The 18,704-nt window shown below is 56.0% G+C and carries 18 protein-coding genes and 4 pseudogenes; 11 read left to right on the top strand and 11 right to left on the bottom strand.

Going from position 1 to position 18,704, the window contains the following annotated elements; translation table 11 throughout:
• Positions 1-185: 185 nt before the first annotated feature.
• Positions 186-851 (bottom strand): DUF7509 family protein, encoded by a 666-nt coding sequence (locus NKI68_RS00765; protein WP_254544785.1) that lies wholly within the window; start codon positions 849-851, stop codon positions 186-188.
• A gap of 154 nt (positions 852-1,005) precedes the next feature.
• On the opposite strand from NKI68_RS00765, the gene NKI68_RS00760 reads away from it, so the two are divergent.
• Entirely contained in the window at positions 1,006-1,419 is a 414-nt protein-coding gene (locus NKI68_RS00760) for a winged helix-turn-helix domain-containing protein (RefSeq protein WP_254544784.1), read from the top strand.
• A gap of 665 nt (positions 1,420-2,084) precedes the next feature.
• Here the strand turns inward: NKI68_RS00760 and NKI68_RS00755 are convergent.
• On the bottom strand, positions 2,085-2,603 hold the full coding sequence (locus tag NKI68_RS00755) for a hypothetical protein (protein WP_254544783.1): 519 nt from the start codon (positions 2,601-2,603) through the stop codon (positions 2,085-2,087).
• A 777-nt stretch (positions 2,604-3,380) separates the two neighbouring features.
• Between NKI68_RS00755 and NKI68_RS00750 the strand changes: the two genes are divergently transcribed.
• A complete protein-coding gene (locus tag NKI68_RS00750; RefSeq protein WP_254544782.1) occupies positions 3,381-4,715 on the top strand; it encodes a Cdc6/Cdc18 family protein in 1,335 nt (444 codons plus the stop codon).
• A 488-nt stretch (positions 4,716-5,203) separates the two neighbouring features.
• Here NKI68_RS00750 and NKI68_RS00745 read toward each other — a convergent pair.
• Positions 5,204-5,523 (bottom strand): annotated as a pseudogene (locus NKI68_RS00745) (zinc ribbon domain-containing protein); the annotation flags it as partial.
• 157 nt (positions 5,524-5,680) lie between these two features.
• On the opposite strand from NKI68_RS00745, the gene NKI68_RS00740 reads away from it, so the two are divergent.
• The 4 genes from NKI68_RS00740 to NKI68_RS00725 are packed head-to-tail and all read left to right on the top strand — an operon-like array spanning position 5,681 to position 7,786.
• Positions 5,681-6,019, top strand: coding sequence for an ArsR/SmtB family transcription factor (locus NKI68_RS00740; RefSeq protein ID WP_254544780.1), 339 nt, complete (start codon positions 5,681-5,683; stop codon positions 6,017-6,019).
• Complete coding sequence (locus NKI68_RS00735; protein ID WP_254544779.1) at positions 6,016-6,603, top strand: dihydrofolate reductase family protein; 588 nt, start codon at positions 6,016-6,018, stop codon at positions 6,601-6,603. The genes NKI68_RS00740 and NKI68_RS00735 overlap by 4 nt, the downstream gene beginning before the upstream one ends.
• Before the next feature lie 3 nt (positions 6,604-6,606).
• Positions 6,607-7,176, top strand: a complete 570-nt coding sequence (locus NKI68_RS00730) for a dihydrofolate reductase family protein (protein WP_254544778.1) — start codon at positions 6,607-6,609, stop codon at positions 7,174-7,176.
• Positions 7,169-7,786, top strand: a complete 618-nt coding sequence (locus NKI68_RS00725; protein WP_254544777.1) for a dihydrofolate reductase family protein — start codon at positions 7,169-7,171, stop codon at positions 7,784-7,786. Before NKI68_RS00730 ends, NKI68_RS00725 begins: the two co-directional genes overlap by 8 nt.
• A 45-nt stretch (positions 7,787-7,831) precedes the next feature.
• Here the strand turns inward: NKI68_RS00725 and NKI68_RS00720 are convergent, their stop codons facing one another.
• Both NKI68_RS00720 and NKI68_RS23895 read right to left on the bottom strand, forming a co-directional pair.
• Positions 7,832-8,944 (bottom strand): flavin-containing monooxygenase, encoded by a 1,113-nt coding sequence (locus NKI68_RS00720; protein ID WP_254544776.1) that lies wholly within the window; start codon positions 8,942-8,944, stop codon positions 7,832-7,834.
• Positions 8,941-9,753, bottom strand: a complete 813-nt coding sequence (locus NKI68_RS23895) for an ATP-binding cassette domain-containing protein (protein ID WP_254544775.1) — start codon at positions 9,751-9,753, stop codon at positions 8,941-8,943. Before NKI68_RS23895 ends, NKI68_RS00720 begins: the two co-directional genes overlap by 4 nt.
• A 73-nt stretch (positions 9,754-9,826) precedes the next feature.
• Between NKI68_RS23895 and NKI68_RS00710 the strand changes: the two genes are divergently transcribed.
• Positions 9,827-10,645, top strand: coding sequence for an IS5 family transposase (locus NKI68_RS00710; protein ID WP_254544774.1), 819 nt, complete (start codon positions 9,827-9,829; stop codon positions 10,643-10,645).
• A gap of 118 nt (positions 10,646-10,763) precedes the next feature.
• Positions 10,764-11,048, top strand: coding sequence for a hypothetical protein (locus NKI68_RS00705; protein ID WP_254544773.1), 285 nt, complete (start codon positions 10,764-10,766; stop codon positions 11,046-11,048).
• 225 nt (positions 11,049-11,273) lie between these two features.
• On the opposite strand, the gene NKI68_RS00700 is transcribed toward NKI68_RS00705, so the two are convergent.
• Positions 11,274-11,720: a RidA family protein gene (locus NKI68_RS00700; RefSeq protein ID WP_254544772.1), complete on the bottom strand. Its 447-nt coding sequence runs from the start codon at positions 11,718-11,720 to the stop codon at positions 11,274-11,276.
• Between the two features lie 215 nt (positions 11,721-11,935).
• Entirely contained in the window at positions 11,936-12,388 is a 453-nt protein-coding gene (locus tag NKI68_RS00695; RefSeq protein ID WP_254544771.1) for a protein-tyrosine phosphatase family protein, read from the bottom strand.
• 249 nt (positions 12,389-12,637) lie between these two features.
• Between NKI68_RS00695 and NKI68_RS00690 the strand changes: the two genes are divergently transcribed.
• The gene (locus tag NKI68_RS00690; protein ID WP_254544770.1) at positions 12,638-12,838 is read left to right on the top strand and encodes a hypothetical protein; all 201 of its coding nucleotides are present in this window, start codon (positions 12,638-12,640) and stop codon (positions 12,836-12,838) included.
• A 583-nt stretch (positions 12,839-13,421) separates the two neighbouring features.
• On the opposite strand, the pseudogene NKI68_RS23705 reads toward NKI68_RS00690, so the two are convergent.
• Positions 13,422-13,753 (bottom strand): annotated as a pseudogene (locus NKI68_RS23705) (hypothetical protein); the annotation flags it as partial.
• A gap of 130 nt (positions 13,754-13,883) precedes the next feature.
• Here NKI68_RS23705 and NKI68_RS00680 point away from each other — a divergent pair.
• A pseudogene (locus tag NKI68_RS00680) lies at positions 13,884-15,150 on the top strand (RNA-guided endonuclease InsQ/TnpB family protein).
• Between the two features lie 128 nt (positions 15,151-15,278).
• On the opposite strand, the gene NKI68_RS00675 reads toward NKI68_RS00680, so the two are convergent.
• Both NKI68_RS00675 and NKI68_RS00670 read right to left on the bottom strand, forming a co-directional pair.
• Positions 15,279-15,776 carry a DUF7970 domain-containing protein gene (locus NKI68_RS00675; protein WP_254544768.1) on the bottom strand — a complete coding sequence of 166 codons (498 nt, stop codon included), beginning with the start codon at positions 15,774-15,776 and terminating at the stop codon, positions 15,279-15,281.
• On the bottom strand, positions 15,773-16,765 hold the full coding sequence (locus NKI68_RS00670; protein WP_254544767.1) for a ParA family protein: 993 nt from the start codon (positions 16,763-16,765) through the stop codon (positions 15,773-15,775). Before NKI68_RS00670 ends, NKI68_RS00675 begins: the two co-directional genes overlap by 4 nt.
• 887 nt (positions 16,766-17,652) lie before the next feature.
• Here NKI68_RS00670 and NKI68_RS00665 point away from each other — a divergent pair.
• Positions 17,653-17,991, top strand: a complete 339-nt coding sequence (locus tag NKI68_RS00665) for a hypothetical protein (protein WP_254544766.1) — start codon at positions 17,653-17,655, stop codon at positions 17,989-17,991.
• A 156-nt stretch (positions 17,992-18,147) separates the two neighbouring features.
• Here NKI68_RS00665 and NKI68_RS00660 read toward each other — a convergent pair.
• Positions 18,148-18,392 (bottom strand): annotated as a pseudogene (locus NKI68_RS00660) (transposase); the annotation flags it as partial.
• Positions 18,393-18,704 lie beyond the last annotated feature (312 nt).

The following is an 18,704-nucleotide window of genomic DNA, read 5'->3' as shown; positions in this document are numbered from 1 at the left end:
AGATGTGCTTCATCCCGCTGCACTGGGCCTTCTCACTGAGGTCGCCGGCTGGTTAGTGACGATCGTTCGCGTGTATCGTCACGCCAACCAGTACGAATTTTTGCATTTTGGCTGTTCACTCGGGGATTAGTAATGAGCGCGATGTATCGACGTCAGTCCCATCACTAGCAGACGAGTGCCACGGATTAGACATGATCGCGTGTGAGTTCGTCCTGGACCGACGGGAGAATTCCCGTGGCTTCGAGCGTGGCGACATCCGTCACAAAGTCGTGGAGTTCTTTCCGCAGTTGCCCTTTCGTCTCGTATTCGACGATCGGCACGCTGTACTCGTCTTCTGTCGCGTGAATTGTAGTACTCGTGATCCCGGTTTCGACAAAGATGCGAAAGCGCCGTGGATCCTTTACCGGCGGGCTCGGATCATCGTTTTCGAGATCCATCGCTTCCAAGACGGCGCCGATTTCAGCGCTCACGCCGTCTCGGACGCCAGCAATCGGGAGAATGAACCCGACCGCATTGCTGGCTTCAGCGAAGGCCTTCGACTGCGCAATCGCGTTCATCGTCGGGGTGTCAGCGGTCGCATTCTCATCCTCGGGGAGTGGAATGGCAGGATCCGTCGCGATGAACGCATTCACGCCTGGATCGGCACGAAGCTCCGAACAGAGCGCTTCGAGCTCCGCGATAAATGCCCGGTCAGCAGCTGTGAACGCGCCGAGATCAGCCTTGAGATGCTCTGACTCCGTCTCTGGTGCGAGAACGTAGTCCAGTTCGAATGTCGTGTAGGGACCCATGAGATACACAAGGAAGTCCGCAAAGGCAGGGGCAGGTAGCCGCTCGAGGAGAACCTCTCGCATTGGCCGTCCATCATACTCACGCATACTAACCACTACTGCGAATACGAGTAAAAAGCCATCTGTTCGTTTCTCGAGCTACGACCACTGTAGACCGGCTGTGTTGAAGAAAGTAACAGTCGTTACCTTCTTGTCTATTGACCGTGTATCAGTCTACATGGCAAGCACCCAAGCGGAAGCCGACGAGGAGGAAACTGCAGCAGCGCAGTTGATAGCTGCTGTCACCGCAGAGCTGCTCGACGACAGTGACCCACACGAACTCGCTGATTTCATAGATCGGTTCAAGGCGCTGGCTCACCCACTTCGGTTCGCCATCCTCTATCGGCTACGTGACGCCGATGGGATGAGTGCAAAAGAACTCTCGACGCTCACCGGGCGAAGCGGAAACGCGCTCCATACGCATCTCGACACGCTCGTGGAGGCCAACCTGATCACGAATTGGAAGCAGACCGATCCTGACAGACATCAGCCCTACTCATACTATGCGATCAGTGGGCTCGGGGCGCGACTCATCGATCTCGCGGTTGCGTCGATAACCCACGAAAAAGATGTCTTCGAGGACTATCAATAGTCAACGACATAGGATATCGTGTTGGAGTTCCAATATCTATCGACGACGGAAGAAGCACTCTTCTGCCCCTACACTGATATTAGAAATAACCACTCATCAACTATTCGCTAAGTAGAGGGTATGTTGTCACCCAGCGAGTTGTCTCGGTGTGCTGGACCCTGGTGCTCGTCGATTCCCTGCGTAACCAACCCCCTCGTCCTCATCTGTAGCTGTGTCTTTGTCGGCCGTTTCGTACATTAGCACGGCCGTTATGAGGAATGCTCGGAGCACGTGTTTCTGGTTCAAGAACGCACCCTGTCCGACGAAACGATCAAGAGTACCATCGATCAGGGCTCGTCAGTGCAACTGTGGACAGTCGTACGGTAGGACAGTCCAAGAGGGTGAAACCTAGGGTCATCCTAGGATCCTCCTCACTACTTACAGTACAAGCGATTCAGCAGCTCGTGAGCGAAGTCGGAACCAGATAGGCGAAACGCAGTACGCAACGTTCCACGTGCGCTCTCATCTCCACACAGAGTAGGGACATCGCTGACCACATCCAGATCAGTTGTGAGCAAGTACTTCGACGAGGCGTGGGGCCGGTAGTCGCTACGCTTGCTTCCCATCTCCGACCAGGACGAGGAAGTGTCGCTCAAGACGGTCCCATCGGTGGAGATGAAGTCCGGTCAGACCCGTCTGATCACGTTACAAAGTTGGCTTTTTGGGAGCCATCCCTCGCGAAGACCACTGACATCCTCACGCTGCTCGAATTCTCGTCGCGCTGTCTCACGGCGTTTCGACAACCATGCCCGCCGTTCTGGATCAGCCTCCGAGAGCGTCTCGAGCGCTTCCTCAAGATGATGAATGCGATGGGCGAGTTTCGCGAGTGGGCGGGCGGCCGCTGATTCAGCGACGAGAATCGCCTTGTCCGTCTCGCGTTCGATCCGACCAACAAATACCGTCGGTGCGCCTCCCTCGACGAAGCCGACTTTCTCCTCGGCCAGCCACTCGGGTAAGCGAAACAACAGCTCATCAGGAGCGAGCTGGCCGAGTAACTGCCAGAACAATCGCGTCTCGTCCTCGTTGATAAGCCCCCGATCGCGAGCGGGCGCCAGCGACACATCATCCCGGTCGAGAGAGTGGGCGTGCCACGAGCGGGCGAAGGTATCGTAGTCAGCACAGTCAGTGATGTGAAGTGACGCCATACAGTGAGTTAGTGTCATAGTTCTATTCACCAGTTATCAACGTTTTTGCTGGATCACTCGATGGGAGAGATCATCTTAGAACACGGGTTCAATGCGTGATGATCGATGTGACGGCAGTCGTCTAGCCGCCCTCTGTTCGTCCACGGAACATCCCCGTGATATCTGCATGCTGTATGGCCTGATCCGTCCTGATCTACACGCGACTGGCAAGACGGGTACGTCAGACAGAGGCGGTTCGTATTCCTAACTTATCAAACGAACTAGTAGATGAAGGGAAAGGGAGGGACGGGGGGTGTCCGCAATTTGGCGTCTTACGATGTACCTTACGAGGCACATCAGTCGTTCTCAGTAGCTGATTTCATGGAATGAGAGTTACTGCCCCGTAGAGGCCGTGAACCTCCCTAATTTCGTTGTACACTAGCCTAGCCTCAGCTACTAGAACGCGATTCTAGATGTCTTTCGGAGCAATAAATACCGATACCATAAACGATATTACTACTATACTAGCTTTCTTTCTAGAAGACTAGAAGAAGGAGTTCTAGACCAGAAACGGCTCTTCGTCTAACCTACCGATACCTAGCGTATAGATCTCTATACTAGCAATCTTCTCTGTTTCCCTTGTCTTCCTCTGGAGTTTCTCTTACCAAATAGTGGTAGTACCGCCTGCTGAAAATTGCGGACACCCCCCGTCCCCCCGTATTAAACATCGCCCAATCCCGGACAATACGGACATTCCGGACACCAGATTTTATGTACCTCTCTCCCGATGACCTGTATATGGCTGACCAGAATACGTCCGACCCGCAAAAGACGTCCTCCTCGCAGACCGGGTTGAAAGAATTTTCAACAACATCAACTGTGTTGAAAAATGGTGACGTATTCCAGGGGGATAAGATGAAGCCCGAGACGATGCCAGAACGCACGTCTGAACTCAACTCGATCCATAGCGCGATAGAACCAGCCGCTCGAGGAGAGAACCCTCGCAATTTGTTCATCTATGGGAAGCCCGGCCAAGGGAAGACGGCAGCAGTGCGACTTAAACGTGACCAGTTCACAGAATTCGCTGAAGAGCAGGAGCTAGACGTAACTATTGTCTACATAGAGTGCAATTCAGCAAATAAATCGTATCACGTGTTGACAACAGCGTTGAAGGAGCTAAAAGGCCTGCGGAAGAAGCCTCGGGGACAGACGCTCGATAACCTCTACTCTGACTTATTCGACGTTATGAACGAGCGTGGGGGGACATACATCTATATTCTTGACGAAATTGACAGAATCAGGGACGATCAAGACGATGATTTAAATATTCTCTATAAGCTTCCGCGAGCGTATTCGTCCGAAGAGTTGGACGACAATATCGGATGTTCAGTCATCGGAATCTCGAACGATCGACGATTTAAATCGAAGCTCTCACCTCGGATCAAGGACGCTCTGTACGAGGCAGAGGTGGACTTCCCACCCTACACCATTGACCAGTTAAAGAGTATACTCTATCGACGAGCAGCGAAAGGTCTCACCAATACTGAACTCGTCTACGAAGATGGCCAGCTCGTCAGTATCGAGAGCGAAGTCGTCTCTGAGTCAGTTATTGAGAAGTGTGCAGAAAACGCTGAGCGTGAGCGTGGGTCGGCGAGACAGGCGATCGATTTGCTCGGACAAGCGGCAACGATAGCGCACAACGAACGAGCAGAACATGTCACGATAGACCACGTCGAGGAGGCCCAACGAGAGGTGAACAAGAGCTATATCAAGAATATGCTTGACGACCATACTTCGGACGATCTCCTCACATTGTGTGGTTTGCTGTATCTCGAAGCGCGGGGCAAAACGCCAGCGCGGACGAACCAGATTCACGATTATTACTCGACGTACGCCAAATCCGTGGATGAAACTCCCCTCGTGCAGCGCCGGATGCGTGACAGACTCCAAGATCTAAAGTTGACGGGCGTGATCAATATGGATAAGGTGACGGGTGGTAGCCGTGGTGGCGAGCGGTGGGAGGCCGCGCTATCGATTCCGATAGACGAAACGATCGAAATCCTACTCAACGACGACAATTACGCACCGACCTACGGGCATATCGCTAAGGAGATCGCCTCTGAAACCCAATAACCAAGAGCACCTGGTTGATACCTAGCCCGCCAGAATTGCGGACACCCCCCGTTATCCTGCGGCGACTTTTTATACTGGCTCCATCGCTCCACGAAAGGAGGATCGGTATGGCTTGCAATACCAATAATTGCGGACACCCCCCGTTGTCCGATTACTATTGTTTGATTAGCCTAAGAAAGAATATTGCAGTCACTACTTCTACCACCACGGAAATCGGCTTGGTAGGCCCTGAATAGGGGAATAATTGCGGACGCCCCCCGTTCCTGCCAGGGACTGGAATTGCGGACACCCCCCGTCTGACGACCGTCTGACGATGTTCAAAAGACATATTTGAACAGTCTTCGTGGGTCCCTTTCGACTCACAGAAGAATTGCGGACACCCCCCGCTACCAAACGTAATGTCGGCAGTCGATCTATCGATCTAGTCTGCATCGGTGACATCCTCCTCGCCGTAAACGGCGAGGCTTCCCCTGCATGGGGGATACCAGTCAGTCGTCGCTGGCAGAGGGTTCCGACTCTTGGAACGCCGTGAGCGTCATCTGCGAGGATGTCTCGCTCTCTCACGGTGAGTCGTGGCGGTGTCACTACCGCTCCCATCCCGAGGCGAGTCATCGCGTTCCGCCTTGTCAAGCGGGACGCTCTCTCCCCACGGGTCAACCCGTCGTGCGATATTCGCGGAAGCGTTGATGTCGGCCTGAAACGTCGTAACGTGGCAGTCGGCGTGCGGACACCGGAACTCTGCCTGCGACTCCCGCCGACCGATGCGGTGGCACGAGTGGCACGTCTGAGACGTGTACATCGGGTTCACGCCCGCCGTAAACGGCGGAATTCTCTCCTCGCAGAAAGATAGCCCCGCAGAAATCAATGCGAAGGAGACATTACCAACTCCAAGAAAAACTGACAGACGGCCTAATGGAGACGTTTAACTGAAGAGTTAAGTATTCGTCCAGCATCCATTCAACTGGATGGTTGAACGACTACCGGACGATCTCGATCTCGACGCGGTCTTTCAGGCGCTGGCGCACCCGATCCGTCGGGCTATCCTCGAACAGGTGGCCGACGAGCCCGAGAGCGTCAGCGAACTGGCCGAGCCGCACGACGTCTCACTCGCCGCCGTCTCGAAGCACCTCCATGTGCTGGAGGACGCCGGCTTGATAGACATCGAGAAGGACGGTCGCGTTCGCCGCGCCCACCTGAACGCCGCGCCGCTTTCGGCCGCGTTCGGCTGGCTCACCCGATACCGTGTCTTCTGGGAGGACCGGTTCGACGCGCTCGCAGACCATCTAGAGGAATACGAAGAATGACCGACAGCAACATCCACACCGAATCACAGCGAACCCTGATCGTCTCCGAGTTCTTGACCCTCGATGGGGTCATGGAGGCGCCGGAGGAGTGGTCCTTCCAGTTCTTCAGTGAAGAACAACAGGAGTACAAGCACGCCGAACTGTTCGACGCGGGGGCGCTCTTGCTGGGCCGGACGACCTACGAGTCGTTCGCGGACGCCTGGCCCGATCGAGAGGACGAGACGGGCTTCGCCGACTGGATGAACAGCCTCCCAAAGTACGTCGTCTCGACGAGCCTCGAAGAGGCCGAGTGGAACAACTCCACGATCATCGACGGTGACGTCGCCGAGGAGGTCGCCGCGCTGAAGCGGAAGGACGGACAGGACATCCTCGTCAACGGGAGCGGGGAACTCGTGGACACGCTCGTGGAACACGACCTCGTCGACGAGTACCGCCTCATGGTCCACCCTGTCGTCCAGGGCAGCGGCAAGCGCCTCTTCGAGGGCGCGAGCGAGCCGACGACGATGAACCTCGTCGACACGAAGGCGTTCAGCTCGGGCGTCGTCGTACTCACCTACGAGCCGGCCACAGAGGAGGAGGTCTGAACGATGCGGAAGTTAGTCGCAACCGAAGCCGTGTCCATAGACGGCGTGATGGAATCGCCCGAGGAGTGGTCGCCACCCTACTCGACCCCAAAGCTGGACGAGGCGAACGCGGCGGGAATGTCGTCGTCGGATGCGTTACTGTTGGGACGAGTCACATACGAGGAACTTGTCGCCTTCTGGCCCACGCAACCCGACGACAATCCGATCGCGAAGTTCATCAACAACGTACCAAAGTACGTCGTTTCGACGACGCTAGAGGACGTCGAATGGAACAACTCGACGCTCATCGCCGGGAACGTCGAAGAAGAAATAGCCGAGCTGAAGCAACGAGAAGGTGAGGGAATCGGGATCGTCGGCAGCCGCACGCTCGTCCGGTCACTGCTGGACTACGGCCTCCTCGACGAACTCGTGCTCAATGTCCATCCCCTGGTACTCGGGGACGGGAAGCGTCTCTTCGAGACAGGCGGTAAACGGACGGCGCTGAATCTGGCCGATTCGAAGACGTTTGACACGGGCGTCGTCTCGCTCACCTACCAGCCGGCAGCAACGGACGTGGAGGAAGCCGATGCGTGAGACCGGGACGACCGACGAGAGCACACGTGAGCAGTCAAACGGACGGAGACTCGTCGTCGAAAACAAGGTCACCCTCGATGGGATCTTCGACAAGCAATCGGAGTGGCAGATGCAGTTCTGGGAGGACCCAGATGAACTGGTGCGCCACTCGAAAGCCCACATCACCGAGTTCGACGCACTGCTGCTGGGACGCGTGACCTACCAGGGCCTAGCCGCCGTCTGGCCCTCCATGACGGACGACGTTGGGTACGCCGACTGGATTAACAGCGTCCCCAAGCACATCGTATCGACGACGCTGGCTACGGACGAGATGGAGTGGAACGCACGCCTGATTACGGAGAACGTCACCGACGAAGTCGCGGCGCTGAAACGACAGCCCGGACAGGACATCCTGATGGTCGGGAGTGGAGCGCTGCTGGACACGCTGATGCAGCACGACCTCGTCGACGAGTATCGGCTGCTGGTCCACCCGGTTGTCCAAGGCAGCGGCAAGCGCCTCTTCAGGGGCGCGACCGCACCGACGACGATGAAGCTCGTCGACACGGCGGCGGTCGGCTCGGGTGTCGTCGTGCTCACCTACGAGCCGTCCGAGGAGGAAGACGGCGAATGATCGACGACGCCGACGCTTGACCGACGCTGAGGCGTACGAGATGGATCATTCGGTCTCGCCAGCGTCGGCCCGCGTTCGGATGCGGGCGGCGAGATACCGCACATCAGCACCGACACCGACGAGCGTGGCCGAGAGGAGTGACCGCTGGAAGGGCAGGCCGAGGAAGTACAGGCCCGGTTCATCTTCCACTACGCCTCGGTCGTGGATGGGGGAGCCGTCAGCCTCACAGCTCAGCCCTGGGACCTCGATCCAGCTAAAGTCCGGGCGGAAACCAGTCGCCCAGATTACGGTGTCCACGTCGAGGCGTCGCCCATCGTCGAGACGCGGAGCGCCGTCTACCACCCCCTCAACTCGGGGGACCCGCTCGACGCCTGCCTGTTCGAGGTCATCGGGTGTGAGACGAATCAACGGATCGCCCCCCTTTTGACCGCGCGCTTTTAGCTTTCGACCGAGCCACGTGTCAACAGTCAGGAGGTCGCTGAACAGCCACCTGAAGATACGTCCGTCGAACCAGAACAACCAGCGAGGGAGATCATCGGCATCCCATTTCGGGAGATGTCCGGTGTCCGGCCCGGAGAGCCAAACACGCCGGTCAACGGCGAGTTCGATGGCAATCTCGGCCCCCGAGTTGCCAGCACCGACGACGAGCACGTCCCCCTCAGGCAGCTGGTCGGGATTCCGATACTCGCTCGAGTGAAGGTGGGTAATCGACGGGGCAAGTTTCGGTGCGAACCCGGGGATGTTTGGGTAGTGATACGGCCCGGTCGCCACCACGACACGATCCGCCGTGATGCGCTGCGTGTCGGCATCCAGCACGTAGCGATCGCCGTTGCGAGTGAGCGACTCGACTCTCGTGTCGAGCTGTACCGGCAAGTCGAACTGGTCGGCGTACGACTCCAAGTAGTCGGCCATCTCGTCTTTGGTGGGGAAGTAGGCGTTCCCAGCGGGGAACGGCATTCCCGGCAAGCTGCTGAGCCCGGCCGGAATGAACAGCCGGAGTGAATCCCAGCGATCGCGCCAGGCGTCGCCCACGCGGCTCCCAGCGTCAAGGATCACGAATGAGTGGTCGTGTTGTGCGAGGTAGTAGCCCATGGCCAGCCCGGCCTGTCCCCCACCGATCACGACCGTCTCGACGTGTTGTGTGGCTCTCGTCGTCATCGGTGTCCCCGTACGCTCGGCGTAGTCTCGCTATCTGTGGCGCGGCGGAGCAACACGACAGCTAATCCTCCGAGTACGAGATCGAACACGACGAGCACGACGATGGCTGGCCCGATCGTCGTCCACATCCATCCATCGAGCATGAGGGTGCGGATTGTAGTCACTCCGTAGGTCACGGGGTTGAACGCGCTAAGGGTCTGGATCCACGCTGGAAGGAGCGACCTCGGTATGAATGACGAGCTCAGAAACACCAACGGGAGCGCAATGAAGTTGCTTATGAGCGCGGTCGCGTCCGAGCAGTGCGTCACGAGCCCAACGATGTTCGAGAACGCGACGAAGACGAAACTAAACAACTCGGCGATCAGGATGACCACGACGATCCCGCCGAGTCGGTACATCTTACAGGCATACTGGAGGTTCTCTCTGGCAGTGAGTCCAAGATCGACGCTAGTGTCCTGCGCGGTATACCCGACAGTGTTGTGCACGGCGACGGGCTGCTCCACGGCGTCGAAGCCGTTGACAGTTACACGACCCACAGTTGGCTTCAGGAGCGTGACGAGTTGCTTGATTAGCGTGGTTTTCCCCGCTCCGTTGGGGCCGAGGAGTCCGAAAAACTCACCTTTTCGAATATCGAGGGTCACGTTCCGAATAGCTGTCGTCCCGTTATGATAGGTAAATTCAAGATCAGGCGCCGAAATCGCCCGCTTGGAGTCAGTCGCTGCCCTATTGTCGACGTCAGTCGTCGTCAGCGGTTCAGTCATCTCGACTGTCGGTACGACAGCCGTATGGAAGGCATCATCACCCCTCATTCTGGGACCATATATATAGACGGATCTGTTTAAATCCTCAGAGAGTTACAGGTTGGTCCGGTAGTCTGACCGGATGGCAGTCCTCCCGAATTCGCGGTTGCTCCGGTTTATTGAGCAAGCGATGCACTTGGCACGCCGAGCTGTCGCTCGTTACTCTTCGAAGTTCTCGAAACGACGGTACACGCTCCACCAGCATATCGTCTTGCTCTGTCTCAAGGTTCGGAACAATACGACGTACCGGACGCTTCTAGACGAACTCATCGAGATGCCTCGGATTCGGAGAGCCATCAATCTGGACGAACTCCCGTCACCCTCAACGCTATGTAAGGCGTTCAATCGGCTCGATATGGCGGTTTGGCGCGTCCTGCTCAATCTCTCGGTCACACTCTTCCCAACCAACGGTGTCGTCGGGATCGACGCTTCCGGGGTCGACCGTAGTCACGCCTCGAAACACCACCAAGCGAACGAAGCTGACGATTCAGCAGCTGAAGTCACACTTCTCGTAGACACGAGGTCGAACGCGATTCTCGACGTACACGTGACGACGGCACGAAAACACGACTCGCAAATCGCGCCGTCGCTCATCAAGCGGAATACCGGGGAAGTAGCGATTCTCCCGGGAGATAAGGGATATGACGACCAGAAGGTTCGCGCGTTAGCCCGTGAGACTGGTGTTCGACCGCTCATCAAGCACTGCGAGTTTTCGTCGCTTCTTAAGGCGTGGAACGCTCGACTGGACGCCGATCTCTACGGACAACGTAGTAAGAACGAGACGGTGAACTCCCGCATTAAACGGAAATATGGCGCATTCGTCCGCTCACGACACTGGTGGAAGCAGTTCCGTGAACTCGTTGTTGGCTATCTCACGCACAACATCGACAAGGCACTCTGAACGTTCAACAGAGGATACGTCCAACAATGGTCAGCGATCACATCCGATCTGCATCTTCTGCACTGCTCGGTGCTACCGAGTAGGAAGCTTGAGGGTGGCAACAGGAGAGTGGGGACTCATGAGTCCGACCGTCCACGAGATGCGGAACGCGATTCGAGCGGCGACGGGTCGCTTCGAACGGGAGTTCAAGGCGTCGTTCACGAAGGAGGAGCTACAGGCAATCTGTGAGGCGCTCGAGGTCGACGTCGACGAGGCGAGGCGACCGTCGACGACGCGGATGCGCCGACTCGTCCGAGCGCAGGTCGGCGTCGCAGAGTCGCTGGAGGCGGCGGACGACTCCACGTTCAGGAAGGCCGACCTCCAGGCGATCTCTGACGCGGTCGGGGCGTCCCCCGAGTCGTAGTCGTCAATCGTGGATCGATTTACCGGTCGTGGTTCCCGAGCCGATGCATTGAGTGAGAGCGCCGTCTCCTGACCGACTCGCGCCCTGTATGCAGCACTCCCACAGAGACCTCTCCAGTCACTGCCAGTAGCCGCGTGCAACACTCAGAGCGTGTATGCAGCAGACGATCATCGTTCGCTTCAGGCTGGTAGCGACGAATCTGTCGGTAGGTAAGTGTACCTTCTGTCAAGGATCTTCCTCTGTCAGCACGTCTGTCTCCCAATCCTCGTCAGGGATTTCTGCCTCGATTTCGATTTCGACGAGTGCGTCCTCGACCAGCAGTGATCCAGTCCCGATCATCGTGCTGGCTGGGTAGTGTGGTCGATCGAAAAACTCGTCGCGGGCCTCGTGAATCGAAGCCTGTGTTGTCCGGTTGAGGTGGTCTTCACGCACGTAGTACCGGGTAATTACGATATCGTCCATGCTCCCTCCGAAATCATGGAGCGCCGCTTGACGGCGCTCTAAGACGGTTCTTACCTGTTCAGCTAGATCACCGTCAACACTCACTCCCCCAGAGAACATGACGCGCCTGTAGCCATCGTGATGTGTGATAGTGGCATACGCGCTGTTGGGCTCGTCAAGCGTCTCAGACGGAGACTCACGCCACTTCGGGAGAACGACCGTTTTGCGCATCAATACATCCGTGAATGCTCCGTAGGGTAAAACCATTTGAGTAACTATTGCTGAGCGTTGTAACGCTCGTCTGTATCTATCAATCCGATTCCTCACCAAAAGGCGAATGGCCAGTGGCCGATACGCGCTCTCTATTCAGCACGGTCGTAGAAACCTCACCAGCCCCTGTCACAGGTGCCGTGCGAGATATAGGGGATGAGTTCAGCAGATTGGACTTAGGTTCGGGCAGCTAGGTACACGACTGCCAGCTCGTGGAGGGCAGGATGGAGCGTTGCGCTTGGCCGGGCTTGCAGGACAATCGAGAGCGCATCGTGGAGCTGTCGGGATTCCTCAGCAGCAAGCACCGTCGCGATAACCGTACTGCTTCGGGAAATGCCCGCTTTGCAATGAACCAGAACCGAGCCGTCTTGCTGGTAGAGCGTAAGCGCCGTATCAACAGCCCGTTCAAATGCCGTCCAGTCGTTACCCGGTCCGTCGTCCAGCGGATGATGATGTGTCGTCAATGGATAGTCGTCTGTCGAGACCGAAACGACGTACCTGAACGACTGGTTGTGCTGCCCGGAATCTGCCGCGTGCTTGTTCCCGAGATACAGGTCTCGCTCGCCGATCTGACGGATGACGGGGCAGTCTTCGACGTACCCTTTGGGGCGAACGGTGATTTCGGACATGCGTTCTTTTTCGATGTTCTGGCGGGTAGAATACAAATATCCATTCACTGTAGAGTGTGACCGACTCGCGTTATACATTCAGCACGGGTAGTTAGAGCTGCTTTTTCCTGTTAGGAATGCCGTGACCGACTCAGAGGCTGTATTCAGCAGCCTTGGATTCGGTGTATGAGTCGTTCAGAGTTCGGTAGATTTACCCGAGCCTACCCCCGCTCAAGATATATCCACGCGTATTCTACAACCGTCTAACCAATGGTCGTCTTCAAGTGCGGTGAGTGTGAGGCGGCTTTGACAGCGTCAGTCAGCAAACTCACCGACTCGTCCGTACTCGTGAACCCGTGGGTAACGTCGCTCGAGGAGTATGCGGGCGAAGACTATCTACCGGTGGGTAGTTACACCGTGGCAACGTCGGACGAGAACCCCGTAAGGACCACGTTGGGCAGTTCATATTGAACAACGCCGATGTGATCAATATCTGGCTCCACGAGAAGCGAGAACGGACCTCGGGGTGCTGTGGACTCGATGGGCTGGATGGCCCGAACATTCTCTGCGAGTACGGGCACGAGGTGGGCACAAAGTGGTCGGACTGTTGGACGCTTCACTACGTCGCGCTTGCCCCGGGGCTCGTCCGCGAGTCCGATTCCTGACCTCTCGACAGGTTTGGTCCCCATTCGTCTCTATTGACCGACTCGCGCCCTGTATGCAGCACGACCGTTGATACCTCTCACTGCTCAAGGGTTTTAACAAGGCCATTTCCAACCAATTATCAGGTTCACGCCCCCCGTCATCGATGTGTAAGCCGCACGTCTGACGCCCCGTCGTCGATGTGTAACCCTCCCTGGATTCTCCCCTCCACCGTCGGAGTGTAATACTCGTCGAACTCACCCCCCGTCATCGATGTGTAAATAGGAATTCTGAGACCCGGATCTCGCCTTTATAAGCAATCAGTGGACGTCTCGTTCCGACGGAGTACAGATTTCGAGAATGGGTAAAACTGAGTTCCACGTACCGTGACGCGAATCAGGTATCAAATACGTTAACCCAGTCGCTCTACCTGCTCCGACAGATATTGTCGGAGAGACGCGACGGTTTCCGTAGATATTGTCGACACACCGAAATCGCTTCTGAATCCGTGCTTGAGATCTTCGCTTTCTAAGATCGAAAGTCCGTGTTTCAGTTGATCTCGAAGAGCACCTCGGTCGCCCCGAAGAAGATGGGCGTGACGGTATCAAGGTCGATTTCTTCGGCAACTGCGAGGACATCTCTGAGGTCTGCCTCGCGCCCGCTATGGAGTTTCGCAGCCACAAGTACCGCACCATCGATGACTTGAGCGGTGGTCTTCACCGTCCCGCCGCTTACAGAAAGTTGAGGAGAAAGCCTACGACTAAAGTCGTGGGATGAATCCGACAAACAACGACACAACCCACGAGCGATAGCAAGCCCGAGTCTCCAACGTCAATCCATACCTTTACAAACCAACATTTCGTACTATTGGTTAATGAAGCGAACCAACCAGTTCAACGTCCACCCTCGCTCCACGAAGGAGCAAGAGGTGTTCAAACGCTGGTTGGACGCTTCTGCAAGTCTCTGGAACGAGACGAGCTATGCTCGCCGCCAAGCCTTCCTCGAAGACAATAGCGTCTGGGATGCCGACACCGGTCGTCTCGAAGGCAAATACAAGGGCGTCCTCAGCAGTAGTGTCGCCCAACAAATCATCCGCAAGAACTCGTCTGCATGGCGGTCGTTCTTCTCCAGCAATGAGAAATACCACGCCGGGAAACTCGATGAGAAACCGTCACCACCGGGATACTGGGGCAACGAGGAAGACGGACGAGTGCTTCGCACCTACGTCCGAAACGACCAGTACACCATCGAAGAATCAACGCCTTCGTGTTGAAATTGCGGGCGACCCGAAGTGGAGCGGTGAGCAGGGCCGACTCGAAATCGTGTACGACAGACTCGCAGACACGTTCAGGGCTTTCCAACCAGTCACTATCGACACGTCTCGACTGGACTCACCACTGGCTTCAGAAGAAGCCGCCCTGGACGTTGGCGCGAACAACCTCGTCGCCTGCACGATAACGACCGGCCAACAACTCCTGTACGAGGGGCGTGACTTGTTCGAGGAGTTCCGTGAAACCACGGAACAAATCGCGTACTACCAGTCGCTTCTCGAAAATCAGCGCAAGTCCAGCAAGCGCATTGACCGCCTGTACCGGAAGCGCACGAACCGACGCGACCACGCCCAGGACAACCTCGTCCGCGACCTCGTAGAACGCCTGTACGACGAGGGCGTTTCAACGTTGTATGTCGGGGACATTAAGGGTGTTCTCTCGACGCACTGGTCGCCGCGTGTGAACGAGAAAACACACAATTTCTGGGCGTACCGCCGATTCATCAACCGCCTCGAAGACGTGTGTGAGGAATACGGCATCACGGTCGAAGAAGAATCCGAGTCGTGGACGAGTCAAGAGTGCCCCGAGTGCGGCGAACGCGACGCAACCGTTCGCCACGAGGACTCGTTGACGTGTCCGTGTGGTTTCGAGGGGCACGCTGACCTCGTAGCGAGCGAATCGTTCCTGGGACGGCAGAACAACACGGTAGGGTCGATGGCACGGCCCGTGTACCTCAAGTGGAACAATCACAGTTGGCGGGAGCACCATAGCCCGTCCTCCATCGTGGAGACAACGGCCAACGAGGAATACACAAACCAGAGTACCGCACCGAGTGGGAATGTCGCTCTAGGAGTGTCTCAGACCGACTGAGACCCCCACGAGAGGAATCCCACGGCTTCAGTCGTGGGTGGATGTCAATGGAGTAAGGCGAGATCACAAACGGAGCCATCCCCCTCAACCCCCCCAGTGTCAAACGAAGTGTCGATGCCTCCTTGATTTCAACCGAGGGCGCCGAACCCCTCATCCCGCATCAATTCAGCAACGCGCTCGGGGTGATGAAACGCAGCGAGAAGGGCGAACTCACGGGCATCCGTTTTCGAAACCTCGCTTGCTCCGAGTTGTTCGGCGAGTTCATTTCGGAACGTGGCTTCTTGGTTGGCGACTTTGTCTCGAACGTGGATCTCAAGACGCGTGTCGCGCTCATCCCCGACGTTACTCCGTCGGACGAAGTACGGATACTGCTCGACAGGAGATTCAGACGCTGTCGACTCTTCAGTTGATACTCGGTCCGATGCTGGTTGATCGGACATGCTCCCCAGATCAGATGATGCTCCGTCTTGCGAGGCTGATGTGGGTTGGTCCGCTGGCGTTGGTTCGGGGTCTTCATCTCCCTCGACGTGTGTCTGCGTGGTTTCCGCGGTGGCGGTGTCATCATCTTTCTTCGTGTCGCTACTACCGAAATCGAGATTGCCAGATCCAGATTTGAAGTTACTCATGCAGGTGTCACCTCCGGTGTGTCCTCCCGTAGATCGATGATCTTCTTCTCGTAGTCCTGAATCTCGAGTTCCAGCACGGGATCGACGTCGACCCCGAACGTTTCGGTCGCGATGAACCAGGCAAGTTCGTACAGCGTCCGTAGCGTTTCGATCTCCCTGTCACGCACTCGTCGTTGACCGGGGTCACTCACCATCTCGCCGTCTCTTTCGAAGGTCTTCCAGCGCTCCTCGACTACCTTGAACGCCGACCCTCGGGCTTCCCACATTGCGTCCATGAGACTTTCGCGGTTGCCGATCGTGACTGGTGTGGCGAACTCCTCTGTATCTTCGAACTGCTTCTGGTATTGTCGGTGGGCGTTAGTTTGACCGACGCCCGAGGGAACGACACACGAGAGTCCGATCTCGATATCCAGTTGCCTCTCCATGTTCCCGACGAGTTCGTCGAGGCCCTCCAGGCTCAGGTTCCCCTTGCCCGCTGGCTTGACGGGTGCGACGAGTGTCCGTAGTGCGTAAATGGCGTTGTAGAGCAGATCTTCCGCTCGCGCGTTCGGGTCGATAAGGATAGCGTCATATTGTTCGTGGAGCTGTTGTCGCTCCCAGAGTAACTTGTACAGGAGTTCGAATCGGGGATACTCGTCACGACTCATGTTCTTCATCCCCGTCTCATACGAGATCTTTTGCTCCAGGTTTGACGTGAAGTCCCCGAGCATGTCGTGACTCGGTATAATGTCGACGCCTTCCGCCGAGGTTTCAATCAGATCGTGAAAGTCGCCGTCCGGCATCTCGAGGATGTGCTTAACGAGGTTGTCTGCATCTGGGTCACTTCGATGCTTGCCAACATCGAAGAGGCTCGTGAGATTTCCCTCTTGTGGATCAAGATCGAACACGAGCGTGTTCTGACCCATTCGCTCTAATGCGACCGCAATGTTGGCCGTCATTGTGGTTTTGAACGTCCCGCCTGATTCGGAGTAGACCACGGCCGTTATCATATTCCTTGGATACACTCACGATGCCATAAATCTGTGTCAGACGTAAGTCACACATGTCTGTAACAGATATCTGGTACGGTTATCTGTCCTCAACGTCTGTATTACGTCCTGTATGGCGATTAGTTCTGTTGACTGACTCGGTAACTCATCCCATATTTTTAGCACTGGCATCTGTTATAGCTCTCTGTAACAGACTTTTGTATCTGATTTCTGCTATAGATTAGTAATACTGATTGTCGGAACAGATCTCCAGTACGAAGTAACGCAACGGATATCTGTTATCTATTGAAGGAGGTTCAAAATCATAACCCAGCACTGATTGCATGCGGAATTTTTAATCGATGCGAAATATCTGTTATTGACTCCTGTTACAGCTATCTGTAACAGATATCTGTTTTAATCTCTGGGCTAATCAACGAGGTACATGGCCCTCTCGCTGTAGGGTGGGCAAATTAGGGCAACGACAGTCGATCTTTCTCCTCGAAAGTAACTATCTTCTGAATACCTCTTCCCACTTGGTGTGGTTCAAACTGACTACGAATTCCGAGAAGGATCGTCCCATCACGTATGATCTTGCTGACCTCTACAAAGAGACGGCTATGAGCCCATTCGTCGATTCGTTAGGTGCATCTCCAATCAGCTGCGTACCATCGAGTTTAGCTTCCCACGACAGCTTATGGTGATTGAGCCTCCCTCCTCTGACGAGGTGTTGGTGAATAGTATAGCTTTATACGGTTTATACCGCAGTACAAGCGGTAGCTTCCGTCTACGAAATGGAGATTGATAATTGGTTCCTGTTTTCTCTGATCACGAGATTGGTGTATAAGGCACACTCTTGATACCAGCTCGAAGGATTTCCGCTTTCCCAAATACAGCGGAAACGCGGTGTGTCGCTATTCACTGTTCAGGATGTCGTCGACGGGACGGGCGGTCTCCTCCGCTTGGACGTCGTGATACGCCTGGTGGGTCGTCTCGACCGATTGGTGGCGCAGCCCCTCGCGGCGGTCGGCGGCGGGGTCGCGGAACACTTCAGCGCCGCGGACGCCCAAGAGGGCGAGAACGTAGACGATCACGCGGTCGCGGAACGCCGGGAACGGGTCGTCGCCTTCGTCGAGGACGGTGTCTACTTGCTGGTCGACGTAGCGGAGGATGGCCTGTCGGTCTTGCTTCGTCCAGAACTGTCAGTTGCGGAAGTTTCGGCTACAGCGGGTGTAGCGGGGCTGTGATGTGCGGTCTGGGGCGAATCAGTGAGCGGGAACGGCTCCAGATTACCTCTCATTCGCTTCTTCCTGTCTCGCGCTAACGACTAGGTCAGTGATTCTCTGAGGACCCCAATAGCGTTGCCAATCAGAAAATCACGCTATCTCGGGTTGAGACTCTCGCTATCTGATCCCGGCCTCCTTCTTCAGCAACGTCAATGTGTTGTCGGTCGTCACGATCGGAGGATGCTTGTACTCGGCGGTCTGTTCTACCTGCACGGGTAAATCGACGGCTCGCCAGATCAAGTACAGCAGACAGGCGCAGGCGAAATAGAAGATCGAAACCCAAAGTGCTTCGAGGTTGTGGGGGCTATGAACCGCTAGATTGACTGGTAGCCGCTTCCGATTTCCCAGCAGTAGTTGTACTCCTTGACTATCTCAGCCGAAGGTTTGTCATGGTTACTGTATATACCGCTGAGCTGCGGCCCGAGCGAATTGATCTAACAAAAATACGTGTGTTATGCGCACGGTATAGGCCCTGTATGGATCGATACGTCCGTCAAAGGGCGCGCGAATAATGACGGAGAAGAGATTAACCGAGTCCAGTGTATGCGGATACTATATACAGTACGATATCAGACGTATCCACTATTAGTAGACGATCTGACGAACGGTCGTGGGACGGGCCCCGTAGTAAGAGCACTGTGTTTTCAGATCGATACACGTTCCAGTGAGACACC

The sequence above is a fragment of the Halomarina pelagica genome (assembly GCF_024228315.1).
GTDB classification, from domain to species: domain Archaea; phylum Halobacteriota; class Halobacteria; order Halobacteriales; family Haloarculaceae; genus Halomarina; species Halomarina pelagica.
The sequence above is the reverse complement of the archived record's forward strand: the minus strand, read 5'-3'. Positions and strand labels throughout refer to the sequence as shown.